The sequence below is a fragment of the Streptomyces sp. NPDC056883 genome, from assembly GCF_042788835.1.
GTDB lineage: Bacteria > Actinomycetota > Actinomycetes > Streptomycetales > Streptomycetaceae > Streptomyces > Streptomyces stoeckheimensis.
Genome location: NZ_JBHUBS010000003.1, coordinates 364,671 through 387,095, shown reverse-complemented (window position 1 = coordinate 387,095; position 22,425 = coordinate 364,671). Strand labels below are relative to the sequence as shown.

At 72.0% G+C, this 22,425-nt stretch carries 21 protein-coding genes and 1 riboswitch; of the genes, 11 read left to right on the top strand and 10 right to left on the bottom strand.

Annotated features, from left to right (window positions below):
• The first annotated feature begins 18 nt into the window (after window positions 1-18).
• A riboswitch (cobalamin riboswitch) is annotated at window positions 19-155 on the top strand.
• A gap of 159 nt (window positions 156-314) precedes the next feature.
• The 4 genes from ACFRU2_RS10765 to ACFRU2_RS10750 all read left to right on the top strand — a co-directional run bounded on the left by ACFRU2_RS10765 (window position 315) and on the right by ACFRU2_RS10750 (window position 6,428).
• Entirely contained in the window at window positions 315-2,705 is a 2,391-nt protein-coding gene (locus ACFRU2_RS10765; RefSeq protein WP_382970376.1) for a ribonucleoside-diphosphate reductase subunit alpha, read from the top strand.
• Window positions 2,705-3,724 (top strand): ribonucleotide-diphosphate reductase subunit beta, encoded by a 1,020-nt coding sequence (locus ACFRU2_RS10760; protein ID WP_274549489.1) that lies wholly within the window; start codon window positions 2,705-2,707, stop codon window positions 3,722-3,724. Before ACFRU2_RS10765 ends, ACFRU2_RS10760 begins: the two co-directional genes overlap by 1 nt.
• Window positions 3,725-3,756: 32 nt before the next feature.
• Entirely contained in the window at window positions 3,757-5,241 is a 1,485-nt protein-coding gene (locus tag ACFRU2_RS10755; protein WP_382970373.1) for a hypothetical protein, read from the top strand.
• A 206-nt stretch (window positions 5,242-5,447) separates the two neighbouring features.
• Complete coding sequence (locus tag ACFRU2_RS10750; protein ID WP_382970371.1) at window positions 5,448-6,428, top strand: helix-turn-helix domain-containing protein; 981 nt, start codon at window positions 5,448-5,450, stop codon at window positions 6,426-6,428.
• A 244-nt stretch (window positions 6,429-6,672) separates the two neighbouring features.
• Here the strand turns inward: ACFRU2_RS10750 and def are convergent, their stop codons facing one another.
• The 8 genes from def to ACFRU2_RS10710 form a co-directional block, all read right to left on the bottom strand.
• Window positions 6,673-7,308: a peptide deformylase gene (gene def / locus ACFRU2_RS10745; protein WP_274549486.1), complete on the bottom strand. Its 636-nt coding sequence runs from the start codon at window positions 7,306-7,308 to the stop codon at window positions 6,673-6,675.
• Window positions 7,309-7,373: 65 nt separating this feature from the next.
• Window positions 7,374-8,381, bottom strand: a complete 1,008-nt coding sequence (locus ACFRU2_RS10740; protein WP_382970367.1) for a tetratricopeptide repeat protein — start codon at window positions 8,379-8,381, stop codon at window positions 7,374-7,376.
• Window positions 8,382-8,498: 117 nt separating this feature from the next.
• Window positions 8,499-9,758: an HD-GYP domain-containing protein gene (locus ACFRU2_RS10735; RefSeq protein WP_382970364.1), complete on the bottom strand. Its 1,260-nt coding sequence runs from the start codon at window positions 9,756-9,758 to the stop codon at window positions 8,499-8,501.
• Complete coding sequence (locus tag ACFRU2_RS10730; RefSeq protein ID WP_382970362.1) at window positions 9,755-11,395, bottom strand: HD-GYP domain-containing protein; 1,641 nt, start codon at window positions 11,393-11,395, stop codon at window positions 9,755-9,757. Before ACFRU2_RS10730 ends, ACFRU2_RS10735 begins: the two co-directional genes overlap by 4 nt.
• Window positions 11,396-11,624: 229 nt before the next feature.
• Window positions 11,625-11,963, bottom strand: coding sequence for a mycothiol system anti-sigma-R factor (rsrA, locus tag ACFRU2_RS10725; protein WP_382970359.1), 339 nt, complete (start codon window positions 11,961-11,963; stop codon window positions 11,625-11,627).
• A complete protein-coding gene (locus ACFRU2_RS10720; protein WP_008741505.1) occupies window positions 11,960-12,604 on the bottom strand; it encodes a sigma-70 family RNA polymerase sigma factor in 645 nt (214 codons plus the stop codon). The genes rsrA and ACFRU2_RS10720 overlap by 4 nt, the downstream gene beginning before the upstream one ends.
• Window positions 12,605-12,894: 290 nt before the next feature.
• Window positions 12,895-13,575: an alpha/beta family hydrolase gene (locus ACFRU2_RS10715; RefSeq protein ID WP_382970356.1), complete on the bottom strand. Its 681-nt coding sequence runs from the start codon at window positions 13,573-13,575 to the stop codon at window positions 12,895-12,897.
• Window positions 13,576-13,677: 102 nt separating this feature from the next.
• Window positions 13,678-14,493, bottom strand: coding sequence for an SOS response-associated peptidase (locus ACFRU2_RS10710; protein ID WP_274549482.1), 816 nt, complete (start codon window positions 14,491-14,493; stop codon window positions 13,678-13,680).
• A gap of 53 nt (window positions 14,494-14,546) precedes the next feature.
• On the opposite strand from ACFRU2_RS10710, the gene ACFRU2_RS10705 reads away from it, so the two are divergent.
• The 4 genes from ACFRU2_RS10705 to ACFRU2_RS10690 all read left to right on the top strand — a co-directional run bounded on the left by ACFRU2_RS10705 (window position 14,547) and on the right by ACFRU2_RS10690 (window position 18,188).
• On the top strand, window positions 14,547-15,260 hold the full coding sequence (locus ACFRU2_RS10705) for a M50 family metallopeptidase (protein WP_382970353.1): 714 nt from the start codon (window positions 14,547-14,549) through the stop codon (window positions 15,258-15,260).
• A gap of 87 nt (window positions 15,261-15,347) precedes the next feature.
• Window positions 15,348-16,709 (top strand): 3-phosphoshikimate 1-carboxyvinyltransferase, encoded by a 1,362-nt coding sequence (gene aroA / locus ACFRU2_RS10700; protein WP_382970351.1) that lies wholly within the window; start codon window positions 15,348-15,350, stop codon window positions 16,707-16,709.
• An 8-nt stretch (window positions 16,710-16,717) separates the two neighbouring features.
• Window positions 16,718-17,728, top strand: a complete 1,011-nt coding sequence (rsgA, locus tag ACFRU2_RS10695; protein WP_382970348.1) for a ribosome small subunit-dependent GTPase A — start codon at window positions 16,718-16,720, stop codon at window positions 17,726-17,728.
• A 136-nt stretch (window positions 17,729-17,864) separates the two neighbouring features.
• Window positions 17,865-18,188 (top strand): multidrug efflux SMR transporter, encoded by a 324-nt coding sequence (locus ACFRU2_RS10690; RefSeq protein ID WP_112447780.1) that lies wholly within the window; start codon window positions 17,865-17,867, stop codon window positions 18,186-18,188.
• On the opposite strand, the gene ACFRU2_RS10685 is transcribed toward ACFRU2_RS10690, so the two are convergent.
• A complete protein-coding gene (locus ACFRU2_RS10685) occupies window positions 18,154-18,723 on the bottom strand; it encodes a TetR/AcrR family transcriptional regulator (protein ID WP_382970345.1) in 570 nt (189 codons plus the stop codon). The genes ACFRU2_RS10690 and ACFRU2_RS10685 overlap by 35 nt on opposite strands.
• Window positions 18,724-18,856: 133 nt before the next feature.
• On the opposite strand from ACFRU2_RS10685, the gene hisN reads away from it, so the two are divergent.
• On the top strand, window positions 18,857-19,660 hold the full coding sequence (gene hisN / locus ACFRU2_RS10680; RefSeq protein WP_382970342.1) for a histidinol-phosphatase: 804 nt from the start codon (window positions 18,857-18,859) through the stop codon (window positions 19,658-19,660).
• A 207-nt stretch (window positions 19,661-19,867) separates the two neighbouring features.
• Window positions 19,868-20,275 (top strand): cyclic nucleotide-binding/CBS domain-containing protein, encoded by a 408-nt coding sequence (locus ACFRU2_RS10675; RefSeq protein WP_250750305.1) that lies wholly within the window; start codon window positions 19,868-19,870, stop codon window positions 20,273-20,275.
• 70 nt (window positions 20,276-20,345) lie between these two features.
• On the opposite strand, the gene ACFRU2_RS10670 is transcribed toward ACFRU2_RS10675, so the two are convergent.
• Window positions 20,346-21,797 carry a catalase gene (locus tag ACFRU2_RS10670; protein WP_382970338.1) on the bottom strand — a complete coding sequence of 484 codons (1,452 nt, stop codon included), beginning with the start codon at window positions 21,795-21,797 and terminating at the stop codon, window positions 20,346-20,348.
• Window positions 21,798-21,944: 147 nt separating this feature from the next.
• On the opposite strand from ACFRU2_RS10670, the gene ACFRU2_RS10665 reads away from it, so the two are divergent.
• Window positions 21,945-22,361 carry a Fur family transcriptional regulator gene (locus ACFRU2_RS10665; protein ID WP_243336077.1) on the top strand — a complete coding sequence of 139 codons (417 nt, stop codon included), beginning with the start codon at window positions 21,945-21,947 and terminating at the stop codon, window positions 22,359-22,361.
• Window positions 22,362-22,425: the final 64 nt, after the last annotated feature.

The window sequence follows — 22,425 nt, the reverse complement described above, 5'->3', positions numbered from 1 at the left end:
ACCGCAAGCACCGGCCCCCACATGTATGCTCATGCTCGCTGTCGTCGCAGGGGAATCCGGTGAGAATCCGGAACTGTCCCGCAACGGTATGAAATGCACCGACCCGCTCGCTGCATCCGCAAGTCCGAGGACCTGCCGACAGTGCGCCCGGCTCGACCGAACCGGGTGCAGACACGTCCGGGCCTCGCGGTTGGGCCGGTGGACGCCACGTGGCGCACGCGCACTGCCCTGCCAGGCACGCGCTCCCCCACGTGCGCCCCCTCGCGCCCCGCACCAACGGTGACCCCGGAGCCGAGCGAGGGAGAGCTCCCCCCGTGACCATCGCGCCTTCCGCACCGCGCGCCGAGTCCGACCCGTCCACCTACGAGGGTCCGGGGGCCGCGCTCCTGCGCACGCTCACCGAGCTGACCGCCGACCTGCCCGACACCGACCCCGGCCGGGTCGCCGCCGCCGCGCTGCGCGGCCGCAGCGCCGCCGCCGACGAGGCGGAGCTCCGTACGCTCGCCACCGAGGCGGCCGCCGGGCTGATCTCCGAGGACCCGGCGTACTCCCGGCTCGCCGCCCGCCTGCTGACGCTGGCCGTCCGCGACGAGGCCGCCGGCCAGGGCTCCACCTCCTTCTCCGGCTCCGTCGAGGTCGGCCACCGCGAGGGGCTCATCGCCGACCGCACCGCAGACTTCGTACGCCTGCACGCGAACCGGCTCGACGCGCTGGTCGAGCACGCGCTCGCCGAGGGCGCCGACGACCGCTTCGGCTTCTTCGGCCTGCGCACCCTGCACAGCCGCTACCTGCTGCGGCACCCGATCACCCGCCAGGTCATCGAGACCCCCCAGTACTTCATGCTGCGCGTGGCCTGCGGCCTCGCGGAGAACGAGTCCGTCCAGGCCGTCGAGGAAGTCGCCTCCCTCTACCGGCTGATGAGCCGCCTGGACTACCTGCCGTCCTCCCCCACGCTCTTCAACTCCGGCACCCGCCACCCGCAGATGTCCTCCTGCTACCTGCTGGACTCCCCGCTGGACGAGCTGGACTCGATCTACGACCGCTACCACCAGGTCGCGCGCCTCTCCAAGCACGCCGGCGGCATCGGCCTCTCGTACTCCCGCATCCGCGCCCGCGGTTCGCTGATCCGCGGCACGAACGGCCACTCCAACGGCATCGTCCCGTTCCTGAAGACGCTGGACGCCTCCGTCGCCGCCGTGAACCAGGGCGGCCGCCGCAAGGGCGCAGCCGCGGTCTACCTGGAGACCTGGCACGCGGACATCGAGGAGTTCCTGGAGCTCCGCGACAACACCGGCGAGGACCAGCGCCGCACCCACAACCTGAACCTGGCCCACTGGGTGCCGGACGAGTTCATGCGCCGCGTGAACGCCGACGCCGACTGGTCGCTGTTCTCCCCGGCCGACGTCCCCGAGCTGGTCGACCTGTGGGGCGACGCGTTCGACGCCGCCTACCGCAAGGCCGAGGAGTCGGGCCTGGCCCGCAAGAGCATGCCCGCCCGCGACCTGTACGGCCGGATGATGCGCACCCTCGCGCAGACCGGCCAGGGCTGGATGACCTTCAAGGACGCCTCCAACCGCACGGCGAACCAGACCGCCGAGCCGGGCACCGTCGTCCACTCCTCGAACCTCTGCACCGAGATCATCGAGGTCACCAACGACGGCGAGACGGCCGTCTGCAACCTCGGCTCGGTCAACCTCGGCGCCTTCGTCCTCGCCGAGTCCGGGGACATCGACTGGGAGCGGCTGGACGAGACCGTCCGCACCGCGGTCACCTTCCTCGACCGCGTCGTGGACATCAACTTCTACCCGACCGAGCAGGCCGGCCGCTCCAACGCCCGCTGGCGTCCGGTGGGCCTGGGCGCGATGGGCCTCCAGGACGTCTTCTTCCAACTGAAGCTGCCCTTCGACTCCCCCGAGGCGAAGGCCCTGTCCACGAAGCTCTCCGAGCGCATCATGCTCGCGGCGTACGAGGCCTCCTGCGACCTGGCCGAGCGCAACGGCCCGCTCCCCGCGTGGGAGCAGACCCGCACGGCCCGCGGCGTCCTGCACCCCGATCACTACGACGTCGAGCTGAACTGGCCGGAGCGCTGGGACGCGCTGCGCGCCCGCGTCGCGAAGTCCGGGATGCGCAACTCGCTCCTCCTGGCCATCGCCCCGACGGCGACCATCGCCTCCATCGCGGGCGTGTACGAGTGCATCGAGCCGCAGGTCTCCAACCTCTTCAAGCGCGAGACCCTGAGCGGGGAGTTCCTCCAGGTCAACGGCTACCTGGTGCAGGAGCTCAAGCGGCTCGGCGTCTGGGACGCCCAGACCCGCGAGGCGCTGCGCGAGTCCTCCGGCTCGGTCCAGGGCTTCGGCTGGATCCCGGCGGAGGTGCGCGACCTGTACCGCACGGCGTGGGAGATCCCGCAGCGCGGCCTGATCGACATGGCGGCGGCGCGCACCCCCTTCCTCGACCAGTCCCAGTCGCTGAACCTGTTCCTGGAGACGCCCACCATCGGCAAGCTCAGCTCGATGTACGCGTACGCCTGGAAGCAGGGCCTGAAGACCACGTACTACCTGCGTTCCCGCCCCGCGACGAAGATCGCCCGCGCCGCCTCCGGCAGCACGGTCCCGGCGGCCGCCACCCCGCTCCCGCAGGCCGTCGACGCCGACGCGCTGGCCTGCTCCCTTGAAAACCCCGAGTCCTGCGAGGCCTGCCAGTAATGAGCACCACCGACACCACGAAGAACCTCCTGGACCCGGGCTTCGAACTGACCCTCCGTCCCATGCGCTACCCGGACTTCTACGAGCGCTACCGGGACGCGATCAAGAACACCTGGACCGTCGAGGAGGTCGACCTCCACTCGGACGTCGCCGACCTCGCGAAGCTGACGCCCTCCGAGCAGCACATGATCGGCCGGCTGGTCGCCTTCTTCGCGACGGGCGACTCGATCGTCTCGAACAACCTCGTGCTGACCCTGTACAAGCACATCAACTCCCCGGAGGCGCGCCTGTACCTGTCGCGCCAGCTCTTCGAGGAGGCCGTGCACGTCCAGTTCTACCTGACGCTGCTCGACACCTACCTGCCCGACCCGGACGACCGCGCGGCCGCCTTCGACGCGGTCGAGGAGATCCCGTCGATCCGCGAGAAGGCGCAGTTCTGCTTCCGCTGGATGGACTCGGTGGAGAAGATCGACCGCCTGGAGACGGCCGCCGACCGCCGCCGCTTCCTGCTGAACCTGATCTGCTTCGCCGCGTGCATCGAGGGCCTGTTCTTCTACGGCGCCTTCGCGTACGTGTACTGGTTCCGCTCCCGCGGCCTGCTCCACGGCCTGGCGACGGGCACCAACTGGGTGTTCCGGGACGAGACCTGCCACATGAACTTCGCGTTCGAGGTCGTGGACACGGTCCGCAAGGAGGAGCCGGAGCTCTTCGACGACGCCCTCCAGCAGCAGGTCGTCGACATGCTGAAGGAAGCCGTCGAGGCGGAGCTGCAGTTCGGCCGCGACCTGTGCGGTGACGGCCTGCCGGGCATGAACACCGAGTCGATGCGCGAGTACCTGGAGTGCGTCGCGGACCAGCGCCTGGTCCGCCTCGGCTTCGCGCCCATCTACGGCTCGCAGAACCCGTTCACCTTCATGGAGCTCCAGGGCGTCCAGGAACTGACGAACTTCTTCGAGCGCCGCCCGTCGGCCTACCAGGTCGCGGTCGAGGGCACGGTCGACCTGGACGAGGACTTCTAGGCCCCCGTCATCGCTTGCTAGCGTCCCCGCCCATGGGAAGATCCACCTGGCTCACCAGGTTCTCGGGCGGGGCCGCGCTGCTTCTGGCGCAGGTCGCGATCTACGCCTTCGTCGTCAGACCGGGCATGCTCGTGCCCCGCCCGGACGTCGTCATACCGGGGGCGGCGGCGCTCCTGTGCACCGCCGCCTGGCTCGCGGGCCGGCTCCGGCCGGCACGGACCACCGCGGCACGGACCACCGCGGCACGGACCACCGCGGCACGGACCGCGGCGGAGGCCGCCGCGGCACCCGTTCCGGCGCCGCCCGGGCGGCTGCGGTGGAGGCGGATCGGACTGCTCCGGCCGTACGTGCTCGCCTGGTTCCTCTTCTGCGCCCCGGTGGTCCTCGCCGATCTGGCCCTGCAGCCCGACGGGGCCGACGCCCGCCGCATCTCGGCCCTGCAGGACGCGGGTGCTGTCGTCGACGAGGTACGCATCACGCGCGTGCACGCCCTGCGGAAAGTGGGCGAGTGGACGGGCCGCCGCAGTGGCTCCACCCACCCGCGGCACACCGGTGATGTCACCGTCGAAGTGCCCGCGATCCACGACACCGAGCCGCTGCGCGTCGACGGAGCCCGGCTCGGCCCCTTCGCCTCGAAGAAGGGCGACCACGTGTGGGTGCTCCACGTCCCCGGCAGGCCGGGGCTCGGCGGGTACATCGACGAGGAGTCCGACACCGAACGGCTCGGCACCGGCGGATCCTCCCTGTGGGGTCCCCGCACCCCGGACGGCGCCGGCTTCCTCCTCTTGCTCCCGGTCCTCGCCCTGCTGCCCGTCCTGGGCCTCGGCCTGGCACGGGTGTTCATGCTGACCGGCCCCCTGCGGGTGCTCCGCGAGGACGCGCGCTCCGGCGGCCCCCTGCCCGCCGTCCGCGCCGAGGTCACCGCCGCCCTGCGGACGGACACCACCGTCCTCGGCCGACGCGCGGGGACCCTGAGCACGAGGTCCACGTCCCGGCTGGGCCTCACGCTCGCGGACGGCACCCGGATCGGGGCCCGCACCGGCCACGCCGATGTCGATCACTCCCTGCCCGCGCTCGCGGCCGCGTTCGCCGGGCGGCCCGGCTGGCTGTGCGGCGCCGCGCGCTGGCGGCTGCTCGGGGCCCTTCAGCCCGTCGTGTTCGTCACCGACGACGGGGAGGCGCTCTGGCTGTCGCTCGACCGCGACACCTTCGAGGAGGTGCTCGCGGACAGCACCGCGGAGCCGGACCCCCGACGCGGAGTACGGCCCGTTCCGCCGCTCACCCCGGTGGCGGCGGGCTCGCACGTGCCCTGGCTCGCCGCCCTGTGCACCGCCTTCGCCCTGCTGCTGGCGCCCCTGCTGACCCCGTCCACCCATGCGCTGTCCTGGGTGCTGTGCTCGCTGTCGGCGCTCTCCCTCGCGGCGGCCTTCGTGCTGCTGTTCACGGACCGCCGCCGGGTCCGTGCCAGGGCGACCGGATGGACCGTGACCACGGAGCGGGACCCGGCTCTCGGCTGACCACGCTCCCGGGCCTCACGGATCTGACGGTCGAGGCGGCGCTCGCGCGCGGCCCCGTAGAGCGCGGGGCCCAGGAGCGGGGCGGCGACGGCGAGGACGACGAGGTAGTCGAGGAAGGTGTTCATGACTCCACTCTCGCCAGGACGGCAGAAACCGGACAGTGGCAGGACTGTCATGAAAGAGCGAATTACTGCCACACTGGGGTCATGCTGAAGCCTTCCCCCCTCAAGAACGTGGCCGTGGCCGTCGTGAACGGCGTCACCCCCTTCGAGATGGGCATCTTCTGCGAGGTCTTCGGGATCGACCGGAGCGCGATGGGGCTGCCCACCTACGACTTCGCCGTCTGCGCGATGGAGGAGAACCCGATCACCGTCGGAGACGGCCACTACAGCCTCACCCTCCCCTACGGACCCGAGCGGCTGGAGGAGGCGGACCTGATCTGCCTGCCCGCCGACCGCCAGGCACCGACCCGCGAGTATCCGGAGCCGCTGCTGGAGTCGCTGCGGCGGGCCGTGGACCGGGGCGCACGGGTGCTGAGCGTGTGCAGCGGGGCCTTCATGCTGGGCGCCGCCGGGCTGCTGGACGACCGGCGCTGCACCACGCACTGGATGCACGCCCCGGCCCTGGCCCGCCGCTTCCCGCGGGCCAGGGTCGATCCGGACGTGCTCTACGTGGACGAGGGCCAGGTGATCACCTCGGCCGGCACCGCCTCCGGGATCGACGCCTGCCTGCACCTGGTCCGGCAGGAGCAGGGCGCCGAAGTGGCCAACACCATCGCGCGGCGGATGGTCGTACCGCCGCACCGGGACGGCGGGCAGGCGCAGTACATCCAGCGCCCGCTGCCCCGCACCTCCTGCGACACGGTGGGCGAGGTGATCGGCTGGATGGGCCGCCACCTGGAGGAGGAGATCACGGTCGAGCAGCTCGCGGAGCGGGCGCACATGTCCCCGCGGACCTTCGCCCGGCGCTTCCTCCAGGAGACCGGGACCACCCCGTACCAGTGGGTGCTGCGCCAGCGGGTGCTGCTGGCTCAGGAGCTGCTGGAGGCCACCGACGAGACGGTGGACGCGATCGCGGGCCGCTGCGGCTTCGGTACCGCGGCCGCCCTGCGCCACCACTTCCTGCGGACGCTGAACACCACCCCGAACGCCTTCCGCCGTGCTTTCCGGGGCCCGTCCGCGGCCTGACGTCCGGCCGGCTCCTCAGCTGATCGTGAACTTCCCCCGTCTTGATCGTTTTCGCCCTACGGTTTGGTGGTTCACATACGACAGGGGGGTTCCCATGACTCGCGCCATCCGGACCGTCGGCCGGCACCCGGCCACCACCGACCCGAGCGACCTCGGCTGGGACTAGGCCGAGCCGCGCCGTCCCGAGCGAAAGGCGCCCCGCTCCTGACCGGAGGGGGCGCCTTTCGCGTTGGTCGTACGGGGGCTACGCGTTCGGAACCGTCTCGTAGCGCGGGGTGCCCTCTTCCATCTGCCGCAGCGCGTCCTTGCGGTCCCGCTTCGAGAGCCGGTCGATGTACAGGTAGCCGTACAGGTGGTCGGTCTCGTGCTGGAGGCAGCGCGCGAAGTAGCCGGTGCCCCGCACCTTGATCGGGTTGCCCTGCGCGTCCTGGCCGGTCACCTCGGCGTAGTCCGGGCGGGCCAGCGAGGCGTAGGCGGTCGGGACCGACAGGCAGCCCTCGTTCGAGTCGTCGAGGACGCGGGCGCCGGCCGGGAGCTCGACGAGCTTCGGGTTGACCACCACGCCCGTGTGACGGTTGCCGTCGTCGTCCGGGCAGTCGTAGACGAAGACCTTGGCGTCGACGCCGATCTGGTTCGCGGCGAGGCCCACGCCCTCGGCGGCCTTCTGGCTGGCGAACATGTCGTCGATCAGCTGCGCCAGCTCGTCGCCGAACTCGGTGACGTCCTTGCACTCCCGGTGCAGGACCGGGTTGCCGACCACCGTGATCGGGCGGGCGGTGCCGCGCTCGCGGTGGGCGAGCTCGCGCGCCTCACAGTCCTCGGTGTCGACGACGTACCCGTCGTTCACGCTCTCGACAACGTCGTTCTCCTGCTGCGCCATGTCCGCCGTACGCCTTCCGTAAGTCCACCAGTCACCGATGTGCCGGTACAGACTACGGCCCCGGCTCAGCAGACCTCTTCGAGATCCCGCCACTCCCGGCTGTCCGGACTGTCCGCGACCCAGCCGTCGAGCAGCCCGCGCACCAGGCCCGCCGGCGCCGCGATCCCGCACTCCCGCTCGGGCACCCACAGGGATCCGGAGCCGGTCGTACGGTGGCCCAGCGGGCCGGGGTGACCCGGTTCGCTGTGGTCGTGCGGGTCCAGGTGCTCGCCGTCGCCCTCGCCGCTCGGCATGGCGCTCTCCGAGCAGGTCCGGCACAGCAGCCGCACCGAGGAGGACCAGTCCTCGGCGGCGAAGCCGGCATCGGAGGCCAGCTGCTCCAGGGCGTTGCGGTCGGCCTCGGTGGCCGCCTCGAGGAGCACCACCCAGGTCGGCACCGGGGAGGGCGCCCACAGCTCGATCTCGTCGAAGACGGGGTACGAGGGCCCGGCCGCGGTGATGCGCTCGCCGTGCGGGACCCCGTCGTGCAGGACGACCTCGCCCCAGCGCCGCCCCGAGGAGGGCAGCGGGATCGACAGGACCTCCATGCGGGCCGGGTCCAGCCGGCGGCCCCAGACCACCTCGGCCTCGCCCTCGGGCGACAGCCGCACAGCCGCGCTGCCGAGCTCCATGCCGACCGGTTCGCCGTGGGCCTGGCCGCTCCCGCTCGCGGCGTGCGGGTCTCCGGGCACCTTCAGCCCGTACGCCTGCCAGGCGCGGCGGGCCAGCGGCCAGTCCTGCAGGGCGGTCGCGGCGATGCCGACGTTCCACCAGTCCGGGGCGCCGGTCTCCCGGTCGAGCAGGGCCACGGCGCGCAGCCCGGCGGCCCGCGCCTGCTCCCAGTCGTGGCGGAACTTGTGGAGCAGCGCCAGGTTGAACCAGGACTCGGACAGCCAGGGTTCCAGGTCCGCCGCTCTGGTCAGCAGCGCGCCCGCGTCCTCGTACCGACCGTCGCCGATCAGCGTGAACGCGCGGTCGGTGGCCTGCCGCCACGAGGCGGAGGGCCGATGCCGTACCTTCCCGAAGATCCTCACGATTCCCGCCTGCCGGACACTCTTGCTCGGGACACTCCTGCTGCGAACTCTCCTGCTGGGAACACTCTCACTGGCATCCAACCATGCCCACTCGGACGGCCGCTCATTACCCATGGGTTACCCAGGCGGGACGGGTACGACTCTGGCACGTCCGCCCCGGGCGAGCACCCTGGCGAGACACTCCACGACTTCCGGCTGGTAGTCGTGCCCGGTCCCCAGGCGCAGCCGCTCCAGGGCCTCCAATGAGCCGCCCGGGTGACGGGCCCCGCCGGCGAGATCGTCGTACGCGTTGACTGCGCGCACGATCCGGGCGGCGACGGGCTGGTCGCGGTACGGGTCCGCCTGCAGCTCCACGACCACCGCGACCTCGTGCGGGACCCCCGTCTGGCGGGCCACCTCGCCGCCGAGCCCGGCGATCCGGCGGGCTTCGGCCTCGGGCAGCTCGGCGGTGGCCCCGTCCGGGACCGGGTCGACGAGGGAGAGCTGCCCGATGTCGTGCATGAGGGCGGCGTACTCCAGCACCGTGATCTCCCGCTCCGAGAGGCCCAGCTCCCGGCCCACGGCGACGCTGAGCGCGGCGACCCGGCGGGAGTGGCCGGGCCGGGTGTAGCCGGCGATCTCGGTGGCGCGGGCGAGGGAGGTGATGGTCTGGCGGTAGGTGGTGCGGATGGCGGTGATCCGGTGGAAGGACATCTGGGTCAGGAGCAGCGGCACGCTGAAGACGGGCACCGCCCACAGGCCGGCGACGGCGACCCCGAGGGCCATGACCACGCCCGTGGCGCAGATCGCGGAGCCGATGCCCAGCTGGGCGCGGAGCTCGTCGCGGAGCAGCGGGGCGAACGGCCAGCCGGTCCGTGCCCCGGCGAGGGCGGCGCCGAGGACCGCGTCGCACAGGGCCGTGAGCCCGAGGAGGAGGACCAGGAAGAGCACGAGGTACGGGCCCTGGCCGACCCAGTGCTCCAGCTGCCCGGAGTTGTAGAGCGGCTGGAAGCAGACGGCGGCGAAGGTGACGGTGAGGACGCGGCGGGCCAGGTGGTCGAGGGCGGGTCCGCGGCCCCGGGCGATGTGCGGGACGATCCCGAGGAGCGCGGCCGTGACCACCACGGCGACGATCTGCAGGACCCCGTGGTGGGTGGGGGCTCCGGCGTTCTGCCCGAGCAGGGCGTACGCGAGCGCCCCGGCGGATCCGAGCGGCGCGGGCTGCTGGCGGGCGGCGTCGCCGCTGTCCCGGCGGGCGAGCTCGCCGATGGTGATCAGGGCGCCGAAGGCGAGGGCGATGCCCGGCTCGGTCACGCCGGTCCAGACGGTGTGCCCGAGCGCGGCCACGGTCAGCACCCCGGCGGCCCCGCGGACGATGCCGACGGCCCAGCCCCTCACGCGTTGGCTCCCGCGGCGGGGGCGGACGGGGAGCCGGGGGTTCCCGGCGCCTCCGTGGCGGCCGCTGCGGGCTCGGCGGCGGGCCCCGGCACGCCGGTGCAGGGGTCTCCGGCCGCGGCTGCCTGGAGCGGGCCGCTCCCGGCCGTGCGGGCCTGGGACGCGGCTCCGGCCGGGGCGGCCTGGGCGGGCAGTCCGGTCAGCGTGGCGCCGGCGGGCACGGCCTCGCGCACGGCCCCCTGTGCCCCGGCGGCGGGAACCTCGCCGGCGCCGGCCGGGATCACCTGGAGGTCGTCGTCCGAGGTCACCTTCGGATGCCAGCCCTGCCGGTCGATGGCGTCGACCAGCGCCCGCACCATGTCCGGGTCGAACTGGGCCCCCGCGCAGCGTTCCAGCTCGGCGAGGGCGACCCCGACCGGCCGGGCCCTGCTGTACGACCGGGTCGAGGTCATCGCGTCGAAGGCGTCGGCGACCGCCACGACCCGGGCGAGCACCGGGATCTGTTCCCCGGTCAGCCCGTACGGGTAGCCGGAGCCGTCGACCCGCTCGTGGTGGTGCAGGATCGCCGCGCGGGCCTCTCCCAGGAAGCCGATGCCGCGCACCATCTCGTGTCCGTATTCGGGGTGGAGTTCGATGATCCTGCGCTCTTCGGGGGTCAGCGGTCCGTCCTTGCGCAGCAGCCGGGTCGGGACGCCGAGCTTGCCCACGTCGTGGAGGATGCCGGCGATGCGGACGACTTCGAGGCGTTCCTCGCCCATGCCCAGCTCGCGGGCGATCATCGCCGAGGCCTGCCCGACCCGCTCGCTGTGGCCGCGCGTGTAGCGGTCCTTGATGTCGACGGCCTGGACCAGTGCCCTGATGGTGGCCTGGTGGGCGGCGCGCTCGCGGTGGTACTGGGCGAAGACCCAGCAGGAGATGTACATCGGCAGCATGACGAGCAGCGCGGCCGGGAGTCCGTACGGGCTGCGCCACATGACGGCCATCATCAGTCCGGCGAGGCCGTGCACGCAGTGCGGGGCGAGGGACCGGGTCGCGAGGCCCCGCCAGGCGGTGGTGGCGGGGCGGCGTTCGGCGGCGGCCAGGATGCAACCGTCGAGGGCGGTCAGCACCAGGCAGAAGGCGACGGCCGCGGCGGCGGCGGGCAGCATCACGTACGGGAAGTCGGCGACCCAGGCGGCCGGTCCGGCCGGACCCGAGGGTCCCTCCGGGCCCGACGGCCCGGTCCCGCCGAAGGAGCCCGTGCCCAGCGCCCCCGGCCCGCCCAGCCGCCCGTAGACCTGCCCGGCGGTCCAGGCGGCTATGGACTGCTGCGCCCCGTGCCAGATGCGCCGCACCCATGCGGGCCGCGCCGTCACGGTCCCGGCGAGTCCGCCGGGCAGGGCGACGAGGGCGGCGGCGGCCGGCGGCAGGAGGAACACGGCGGCCAGCACCACCGGGAAGAAGGAGCCGAGCCCCTCGGGCACCCGGCGGCCCATGAGCGGGCACACCTTGACGAGTTCGCAGCCGAGGTAGAGCACGGAGAGCAGGCCGATGGAGGGCCACGGGGTGGCGGAACCGGTGACGGCCGGGGCGACGCACGCGAGGGCGGCCAGGACGGCGCACAGGACGTAGGCGCGCGCCAACGGCGGAAGTACCCGCAAGGCGCTCTCCTCCCCCTGAGCCGTGCAAGTCAGGTACGAATCAAACCAGTACCGAATGGGGAGAATAAGTGGGCCCGGGAGCGAGGTGGGCCACATTTTTGCATTGCGCCATGCGGACGCCCCCGGATTACCACCTTCGAGTGAAGGAAGTGCCCTTCCGGGGGCGGCTGTTCGGGATTGTTCAATCGGGTACTACTTCACCGGCGAAGATGGCCGGTTTTCAACTTTTTCAGCCCGCCGCTGATCCCGGCATCGGCTCGACGACGGCCGGCTCGGGTGAAGCGGCCGTAATGTCATGATCCGGCACGGCCTGCCCCGAACGGATGAGCTCGATCCGTCCCATCACCTTCGAGCGCAGGTCGGTCGGCACGTCGTCCGATCCGCAGCAGCGCTTGACCAGCTTCTTCACGGCCTGTTCCAGGCCGTACTTCTCCAGACAGGGATTGCACTCGCCGAAGTGCGCCTCGAACTTCGTGCAGTCACTGTCGGGCATCTCCTGGTCCAGGAACTCATAAAGGTGGTCCAGGACCTCGGAGCACTCCGTCTCGTGCGCATCTCCGCAGCTCATGAGCCCGAGCCTTTCAGGTCGTTCGACTCTCCCGCGCCGGCCGGGACGAGCCCGCGCTCACGGGCGTAGTCCTCAAGCATTCCACGGAGTTGACGGCGGCCACGGTGCAGTCGCGACATGACCGTACCGATGGGTGTACCCATGATGTCCGCGATCTCCTTGTACGCAAAGCCCTCTACGTCGGCAAGATAGACCGCGATGCGGAACTCTTCCGGAATGGCCTGGAGGGCTTCCTTCACGTCGGAATCGGGCAGGTGATCGAGAGCCTGCGACTCGGCGGAACGCAAGCCCGTCGACATGTGCGACTCGGCGCGCGCAAGCTGCCAGTCCTCGATCTCCTCCGCCGCACTGCGCTGGGGTTCGCGCTGCTTCTTGCGGTACGAGTTGATGAAGGTGTTGGTCAGAATGCGGTACAGCCACGCCTTCAGGTTGGTGCCCTCGCGGAACTGGTGGAAGGACGCGTATGCCTTCGCATACGTCTCCTGGACCAGGTCCTCGGCGTCGGCCGGATTGCGCGTCATGCGCAGGGCGGCCGAGTACATCTGGTCGAGGTAGCCGAGGGCGTCCCTCTCGAAGCGCGCATTGCGCTCCGGGGTCGTCTCCTCCGCGTGGCCTTCGTCGGTCCCAGCGACAGGACCCACCTCCTCCGACTGCGTGGCGACTCCGAAAGCGGACCCGCTCGAATCGGAGAATAGTCGACCATCCCGGTCGCCCGCCGCCCGAACCGAGCCGCGCTTGGGCGCGGGCAGCACTGTCCAGTCCAGGTCAGCGGCCTGCGGACGGTTCTGGCTGATGACCTGGGTCATGCGTTGCCTCTCCTCCGACGTGTTCCTGTGCGTACCGACATCCGGGACAACAGACGGCCCGGGTGACGCATTCCCCGTCAGGGCCCGGTTTCCGGACCAAAGTCACCCCGGGACCCGGTCGTACGTCACACCGCGAGCCGCCCGAGCCACTCGGCCACCGCCCCGGTGATCACCGCCAGGGCCTCCTCCTGCGTGGGACCGGTCTTCTTCGGCACGGCGAAGCCGTGGTCCCCGCCCTCCACTTCCACCAGCTCGTACGAGGCTCCGCGCGCTCCCCGCTCCGGGAACTCCTCCGGCCTCCCGAAGGCGTCGCGTCCCCCCTGGACCACCAGCGCCGGCAGCCCGGCGCCCAGCAGCTCCTCGGCCCGGGACTTCTCCGGCCGGCCCGGCGGGTGCAGGGGGAAGGCCAGCGCGAGCACCCCGGCCGCGCCCAGCTCCGCGGAGGTCCGGCAGGCCACCCGGGCCCCGGCGCTGCGGCCGCCCGCGACGACGGGCAGCCCGGGCTCCGCGAAGGCGGCCCACAGGGCGTTCCAGCCCGCGTCCAGCACCTTGGGCGCGGCGGCGACCTTCTTCCCGGCGACCCGCCAGGGCTGTTCGGCGAGCGCCACGGTGATCCCCAGGGCGGGCAGGGCCGCGGCCAGGGCCTGGAGGTCCCGGGCCTCGATCCCGCCGCCGGCTCCGTGGCCCAGGGCGAGCACCAGGCGGGCCTTGCCCGCCGGGGCCGGGTGCCAGGTGATGCGGGCCTCGCCCGCCGGGGTGTCGATGATGTCGGTGCGCTCGGTGCGCTCGGCGCGCGTGCTGCTCATGCCCCGATCATGCCGTCGGCGGCGGCCGCAGGAGTGACGCCGGGGCCGTACGGAACGCCTGGGCCGTACGGAGCGCCGGGCACGTCCGGAGCGCCGGGCCCGTCAGAAGAGGGTGCCCTCCTCCGGCCCTTCCAGCTCCTCCAGCAGTTCGGGCCCGTTGTTGCGGACGTTGCTCGCGGCCGTGGACACCGGATAGGCGCGCATCAGCCCGCCGGGCGGAGGGGCCAGCAGGGCCTGGAGCTCGTCGGGGTCGGTCCGCGCCGGGTCCAGCCAGGCGTCCCACCGGTCCGGGGTGAGCATCAGCGGCATCCGGGGGTGGATGTCGGCGAGCGAGCGCGGACCCTCGGCGGGGGCTACGCCGAGCGGGCCGGTCTCGGCCTCGGCGGTGATCACCGAGCAGGTCGCCCACCAGGCGAGCGGGTGCTCGTCGGGCAGGGTCCGGTCGCGCCAGAACTCGTATATCCCGGCCATGGCGAAGACGGAGCCGTCGGAGGGGAGGACGAAGTAGGGCTGCTTGCGCGTCCGCTTCTTCTTTCCCTCGACCTCGAGCTGCCGCTCGTCGTGGGCGGTGACCCACTCGTAGTAGCCGTCCGCCGGGATGATGCAGCGGCGCTGCGCGAAGGGGCGGCGGAAGGACGGCTTCTCGGCGATGGTCTCGGACCGGGCGTTGATCATCCGGGCGGCGCCGTCGGGGTTCTGGGCCCAGGACGGGACGAGCCCCCATTTCAGGACCCTCAGCTGGCGAACCGGACGCCGGCTCGGAGCGTCTTTCAGGGGACGGTCGAGGACGACGTGGACCTCTTTCGTCGGAGCCACGTTCCAGTCGGGCGCCAGCGTCTCCTCCGGCTCCCACCGCTCCACCCCGAAGACCTCGGCCAGCTCCTCCGGCCCTCGACTCGCTGCATACCTTCCGCACATGGCTGCCACACTGCCATGTCACCCGATCGCCACCACAAGGAGTCCGCCACCTCATGAACACCAGCACCACGGCCGGCCTGTGGGACCGGCTCACCGGCATACAGGCGGCGCCCGACCAGTGGCTGGTGATCGCGACGGGGCTGGCGGCGCTCGTCGCGGTGGGCCCCCGGCCGGTGTGGCGGCTGTCGCGCAACGCGATCACCATCGCGCACGAGGGCGGTCACGGACTGCTGGCGCTGCTGACGGGCCGCAGCCTGGACGGGATCCGGCTGCACTCGGACACCAGCGGGGTCACCGTCAGCCGCGGCAAGCCCACCGGCCTCGGCATGGTCCTCACCGCCGCGGCCGGGTACACGGCACCCTCCCTGCTCGGCCTCGGCGGGGCGGCCCTGCTGTCGGCGCACCGGATCACCCTGCTGCTGTGGGTGGCGACCGCCCTGCTGCTGGCGGTCCTGGTGATGATCCGCAACGCGTACGGGCTGCTGACGGTGCTGGTCACGGGCGCCACCTTCGTTCTGGTCTCCTGGCTGGCCCCCGCGGACGTGCAGGCGGTCTTCGCGTACGCCGTGGTGTGGTTCCTGCTCCTCGGCGGCGTCCGGCCCGTCTTCGAGCTGGGGGCCAAGCGGCGGCACGGCGGAGCCCCCGACTCCGACGCGGACCAGCTCGGACGGCTCACCCACGTGCACCCGGTGGTGTGGCTGCTGCTCTTCCACGTGGTGGCGCTGTGCTCGCTCATCGGCGGCGGCCGCTGGCTGCTGGTCCTCTGATCCGATCCGGGCCGGCGCGCGTCCGCCCGCCGAGACGCCCCCGGCGATCAAGATCTGCGGCCGTGGGAAGCCACTAAAGTGGTGGCCATGACCGAGACCCCCGCGCTCCCCGCCCTCTGGCCCGCCCCGCTCGCCGACACCGCCGTCCAGGCCACCGTCACCGTGCCCGGGTCGAAGTCGGTCACCAACCGCGCCCTGGTGCTCGCCGCGCTCGCCTCCGAGCCGGGCTGGGTGCGCCGCCCGCTGCGTTCGCGCGACTCCCAGCTGATGTCCGACGCGCTGCGCGCGCTGGGCGTCGGCATCGAGGAAACGGTCTCCTCCAGCTCCGCCGGTGAGGGCCAGGCCGGTGAGGCCTGGCGGATCATCCCGACCGCGCTGCACGGCCCGGCCACGGTCGACGTCGGCAATGCGGGCACGGTCATGCGCTTCCTGCCGCCCCTCGCCACCCTCGCCTCCGGCGACATCCGCTTCGACGGGGACCCGCGCTCCTACGAGCGCCCCCTGGGCCAGGTCATCACGGCGCTGCGCACCCTCGGCGCCCGCATCGACGACGACGGCCGCGGGGCGCTGCCGCTGACCGTCCAGGGCGGCGGGGCCCTCGAGGGCGGGACCGTCGAGATCGACGCGAGCAACTCCTCGCAGTTCGTCTCCGCGCTGCTGCTCTCCGCCCCGCGCTTCAACCAGGGCGTCGAGGTCCGGCACGTGGGCACCAACCTGCCGTCCATGCCGCACATCCGGATGACGGTGGAGATGCTGCGCGCGGCGGGCGCGCAGGTCGACACCCCCGAGTCCGGCGGCGAGAAGAACGTCTGGCGGGTCGCCCCCGGCGCCCTGCTCGGCCGCGACCTGGTCGTGGAGCCGGACCTCTCCAACGCGCAGCCCTTCATGGCGGCGGCCCTGATCACCGGCGGCACGGTCACCATCCCGGACTGGCCGCGCCGCACTACGCAGCCCGGTGACGCGCTGCGCCGGATCTTCACCGAGATGGGCGGCTCCTGCGAGCTGACCGACGCGGGCCTGGTCTTCACCGGCACCGGCAAGATCCACGGCATCGACGTGGACCTGAGCGAGGTCGGGGAGCTCACCCCGGGCATCGCGGCGGTCGCGGCGCTGGCCGACTCGGAGTCGGTGCTGCGCGGGGTCGCGCACCTGCGGCTGCACGAGACGGACCGGCTGGCGGCGCTCACCAAGGAGATCAACGGGCTGGGCGGCGACGTCACGGAGACCGAGGACGGTCTGCGGATCCGGCCGCGCGCCCTGCACGGCGGCACGTTCCACACGTACGACGACCACCGGATGGCCACGGCCGGCGCGGTGATCGGCCTGGCGGTGGAGGGCGTGCTCATCGAGAACGTGGCGACGACCGCGAAGACCCTGCCGGACTTCCCGAAGATGTGGGCGGACATGCTCGCGCGGGCCGAAGCGGCTCCGGCAGGCGTGGGAGCGTAGGGCCGGCCATGCGCAGGTACGGGAAGCACACCGACGAGGACGACATCCGCCAGCGGCCCAACCCCAAGGGCAACCGGCCGCGCACGACCATCCGCCCCAAGCACGAGGACGCGGCCGAGGGCTTCGTCCTCACCGTGGACCGCGGCCGGCTCACCTGCCTGGTCGAGGACCGGCCCGTGCACGCGATGAAGGCCCGCGAGCTGGGCCGCAAGGCGGCGGTGGTCGGGGACCGGGTCTGGATCGTCGGTGACCTGTCCGGCAAGAAGGACACCCTGGCCCGCATCGTGCGGATCGAGGCGCGCAAGTCCGTCCTGCGGCGCACGGCCGACGACGACGACCCGTACGAGCGCGTCGTCGTCGCCAACGCCGACCAGCTCGCCATCGTGACGGCGCTGGCCGATCCGGAACCGCGCCCCCGGATGATCGACCGCTGCCTGGTGGCCGCGTACGACGCCGGGCTGGAACCGCTGCTGGTCCTCACGAAGTCCGACCTGACCTCCGCGGACAAGATCCTGGAGATCTACTCGACCTTCGGCCTGAACTACGTGGTCACCAACCGCGAGGAGCTGGCGACGGGCGACGCGGCCGACCGGGTGCGCGAGCACCTGAACGGCCGGATCACCGCCTTCGTCGGCCACTCGGGCGTCGGCAAGACCACCCTGGTGAACTCGCTGGTCGCCGAGGGCCGCCAGCGCGCGACCGGCGTGGTCAACGCGGTCACCGGCCGGGGCCGGCACACCACCACCTCGGCGCTGGCGCTGCCGCTGCCGGGCGGGGACGGCTGGGTCATCGACACCCCGGGCGTACGGTCCTTCGGCCTGCACCACGTGGACCCGTCCCGGGTCATCCTCGCCTTCCCGGAGCTGGTGCCGGGGACGGAGGAGTGCCCGCGCGCGTGCAGCCACGACGAGCCGGACTGCGCGCTCGACAAGTGGGTGGAGGACGGCCACGCGGATCCGGCGCGGCTGTACTCGCTGCGACGGCTGCTGCAGACGCGGGAGCGCCGCGAGGGCGACTGATCGGGCGGGCAACCGATCGAAGGGTGAAGGACCGGCGGGGTTTGCCGTCCCCGATGTCTGGTAAATGCATAATCGCACCAAGTGACGCCCGGGCCGGGCCCGTGAGCGCGCCACATGACGCGGGGAGGCATACGCCATGGCGTGGCTGCTGGTCGTGGTCGCCGGGATCCTGGAAACGGGGTTCGCGGTCTGCCTCAAGCTGTCGCACGGCTTCACCCGGCTGTGGCCGACCATCGCCTTCGCGTGCTTCGCACTCGGCAGCTTCGGTCTGCTGACGCTGGCCCTGAAGAAGCTGGACGTGGGACCGGCCTACGCGGTGTGGACCGGCATCGGGGCGGCCGGTACCGCGATCTACGGAATGGTCTTCCTCGGAGATCTGGTCTCCACGCTCAAGCTCGTCTCGATCTCGCTGGTCATCCTCGGCGTCATCGGGCTCCAGCTCTCGGGCTCGTCCCACTGAGCAGCCCGAGCAGCCCGGCCCGTCCCGGCCCCGGCGCCTCGGCCGGGGCGACCAGGTAGGACAGGGCGAGCCGCACGGCGAGCTCGCACCGCTGCGCCCCCTCCGGCGCCCCGAACACGGCGTGGGCCCGCTCGCGGACCGCGCGGATCAGCTCGGCGGGCCCCAGCGCGGGCAGCCCCGGCCGGACCCCGCGGCCGGCCGGGACGGGTAAGTTGCCGTTCCAGCACCCCGTCAGCAGGGCCCGTACGAGGGCGCGCTCACGGCCCGCGCGCAGGGTCCACTCCACGACCGCCGTCAGCCGCTCGGCCGGAGCGCTTGAGGAGGACAGGGCCCGGTCCACCCCGTCGAGGTACCAGGCCGCGTCGCGCCGGACCAGCGCGTGACCCAGGCCCGTCTTGCCCGCGAACTCGTTGTAGAGGGTCTGCCGCGAGACCCCGGCGGCGGCCGCCACGTCGATCATCCGCACGGCCGGCCACGGGCGCGCCGCGAGCGCCGCTCCCGCCGCTTCGAGCAAGGACTCCCGGGCCGTGGGCACCGTCGCCTCCCCTTCGACGCCTCCGGTCGACGTCTCCGCCAGAGTTGACGGACCGACAGATCCTGTCAAGGGTGCCCGTGCCGCACCGTGGACGCCCGACCCGTCGGCCCGGCCGTCTCGGTAGGGTTCTGGCATGCCCGAGTATGACGATGACCTGCGCCTTGCCCTCGAACTCGCCGACGCGGCGGACGCCGCCACGATGGAGCGGTTCCGCGCCCTCGACCTCAAGGTCGAGACCAAGCCCGACATGACCCCGGTGAGCGAGGCCGACACCGCCACCGAGGAGGTCATCCGGGCCAGGATCTCCGCCGCACGGCCCGACGACGCCATCCTGGGCGAGGAGTACGGGCTCAAGGGCGACGGGCCGCGCCGCTGGGTCGTGGACCCGATCGACGGTACGAAGAACTACGTGCGCGGCGTTCCGGTGTGGGCGACGCTGATCTCGCTCATGGAGGAGCAGGCCGACGGCGCCTTCCGTCCCGTCGTCGGCGTGGTGTCGGCGCCGGCACTGGGCCGCCGCTGGTGGGCGGCGCGCGGCCGGGGCGCCTTCACGGGGGGTGCGCTCGGCGAGACCACCGCGCTCGGCGTCTCCAAGGTCGCGACCCTCGGCGACGCCTCCTTCGCCTACTCCTCGCTGAGCGGCTGGGAGGAGCAGGGGCGGCTGCCCGGCTTCCTGGATCTGACCCGCGCGTGCTGGCGTACGCGGGGCTACGGCGATTTCTGGCCGTACATGATGGTGGCCGAGGGCTCGCTCGACCTGTGCGCCGAGCCGGAGCTGAACCTGTGGGACATGGCGGCCCTGGCGGTCGTGGTGGAGGAGGCCGGCGGTCGTTTCACCGGTCTGGACGGGGTGGACGGCGTCCACGGCGGCAATGCGGCGGCCTCGAACGGGCTGCTGCACGCGGAGATGCTGGACCTGCTGCGCCCGCGCGGCTGACGCTCGCGGGACGGGCGCGCGCCGCCGCGGCGGTGGCCTGCGCCCGTACGTGCCGAATGTGCCCCTTACGCGCCTCCTTGCTGACACTCCGTGTGCGTGGGAATCTGAGACTCCTCCGCTTGTGCGCTTGTGAAGGGCTTCTCTAAGTGCGGCCCTTCGCGCGCACCCCACCCAAGCGGAGGGACTCACCAGGAGGTGGCTCTCTTCATGCTCGTCCGCGACGCCATGAGCACCGTGATCCTCACCCTCGGACCCACTCACACCCTGCGCCAGGCGGCCTGCCTGATGTCCGGCCGGCGCGTAGGCGCCGCCGTCGTCCTCGACCCCGAACACAGCGGCATCGGCATCCTGACCGAGCGCGACATCCTCAACTCGATCGGCGCGGGCCACGATCCCGACCGGGAGTCCGTGGGCGCGCACACCACCAACAACGTGGTCTTCTGCACCCCGGACGCCACCGTGCAGGAAGCCGCCGAGGCGATGGCCCACGGCGGCTTCCGTCATCTGATCGTCCTGGAGCACGGCGGCCCGGTGGGCATCGTGTCCGTACGCGATGTGATCCGCTGCTGGGCCCCGGCGCGGCGCACCACCGTGCCCGCCTCCGTCCCCGCGTAGGAACGGCCGACGGGCCGGCGCCCCCTCATGGGGAGCACCGGCCCGTCGGCCTGCTGCGGCAAGGCGCCAATCAGGCGCGGAGGGCCTGGACCGCGGCCTCGAGACGCTTGCCGAAGTCACCGTCCGCCTGACGGAAGTTGTTGATCGCACGCTCGACGATGTCGTCGCGGAAGACCTTGGCGATGAAGCCGGAGAGGTTCTCGACCAGGCGGGTCTTCTCGTCCTCCGAGTACAGGCGGTAGAGGTTGCCCGCCTGGACGAAGTCGTTGTCCTCGGAGTGCGAGGGCGCGGCGTGGTTGCCCGTGCCGCCGGTGACGGCGGAGGAGACCCACAGCGGACGGTCCGTCTGGTGCGGGCCGCCGAAGCTGTTCGGCTCGTAGTTCTTCGCACCCTTGTGGCGGCCGTCGTACAGGTAGCCGTCACGGGAGTTGGTGCGCGCCTCGGTGGCGTGCGGGCGGTTCACCGGCAGGTGGTCGGCGTTGATGCCGACGCGGTAGCGGTGGGCGTCGCCGTAGCCGAAGAGACGGCCCTGGAGCATCTTGTCCGGGGACGGACCGATGCCGGGGACGAAGTGCGCCGGGGAGAAGATCGACTGCTCGACCTCGGCGAAGACGTTCTCCGGGTTGCGGTTGAGCTCCAGCTTGCCGATCTCGATCGGCGGGTAGTCCTCGTGCGGCCACACCTTGGTGAGGTCGAACGGGTTGAAGCGGTACTCGGCCGCCTCGGCCGCCGGCATGATCTGGACCTGCACGGTCCAGGACGGGAACTCGCCGCGCTCGATGGACTCGCGCAGGTCGCGCTGGTGCGAGTCGGGGTCCTCACCGGCGAGCTGGTTGGCCTCGGCCTGGGTGAGGTTCTTGATGCCCTGGTCGGTCTTGAAGTGGTACTTGACCCAGAAGACCTCGCCGGCCTCGTTGTTCCACTGGAACGTGTGCGAGCCGTAGCCGTTCATGTGGCGGTAGGTCGCCGGGATGCCGCGGTCACCGAACAGCCAGGTCACCTGGTGGGTGGACTCGGGCGACAGACCCCAGAAGTCCCAGACGTTGTCCGCCTCCTGCGAGCCCGTGTACGGGTCGCGCTTCTGGGTGTGGATGAAGTCGGGGAACTTGATGGCGTCCTTGATGAAGAACACCGGGGTGTTGTTGCCGACGAGGTCGTAGTTGCCCTCTTCGGTGTAGAACTTCAGCGCCCAGCCGCGGGGGTCGCGCACGGCGTCGGCGGAGCCGAGGTTGCCGGCGACGGTGGAGAAGCGCAGGAAGGTCTCGGTCTCCTTGCCCACCTCGGACAGGAACTTCGCCCGGGTCCACTGCGAGACGTCACGGGTCAGCGTGAACGTGCCGTAGGCACCGGCGCCACGGGCGTGCACCACGCGCTCCGGGATGCGCTCGCGGTTGAAGTGGGCGAGCTTCTCCAGCAGCAGCTGGTCCTGAACCAGAACGGGGCCGCCGATGCCGGCGGTCTCGCTGTTCTGGTTGTCAGCGACCGGAGCTCCGGCCTCCGTGGTGAGCGGTCCCTGCGTCACGTGCGCCTCCTGCGTAAATTTGCTGCAAACCTGTCCTGCGCCCTAACGTAACCGATCCTACGATGGACTTTGTCTAAGTCAAGTAAGCATCCAAGTCGACACTCATTCGGGAGTTACACCGAGTCCCCTCGCTGTTAGGCTGGCGGTATGAGTGACCTGCTGGAACGACTTCGCGGACGCGGATGGCGCATGACCGCACAGCGGCGCGTCGTGGCCGAGGTGCTCGACGGTGACCACGTTCACCTGACGGCCGACGAGGTGCACGCGCGTGCCGTGGACAGGCTGCCGGAGATCTCCCGCGCGACCGTCTACAACACCCTGGGCGAGCTCGTCACCCTGGGTGAGGTCCTGGAAGTGTCCACGGACCGGCGCGCCAAGCGGTACGACCCGAACGCCCACCGCCCCCACCAGCACCTGGTGTGCGCCCAGTGCGGGGCGATCCGCGACGTGCACCCGGCGGGCAACCCGCTGGCCGACCTGCCGGACACCGAACGCTTCGGCTTCGTGGTGTCGGCGGTCGAGGTCACGTACCGCGGGGTGTGCCCGAACTGCGCCGGGGCCTGACGGACCGAGGCAAGAAAGGAGGCCGGGAGCTCATCGAGCTCCCGGCCTCCTTCGTTTCCGGCCC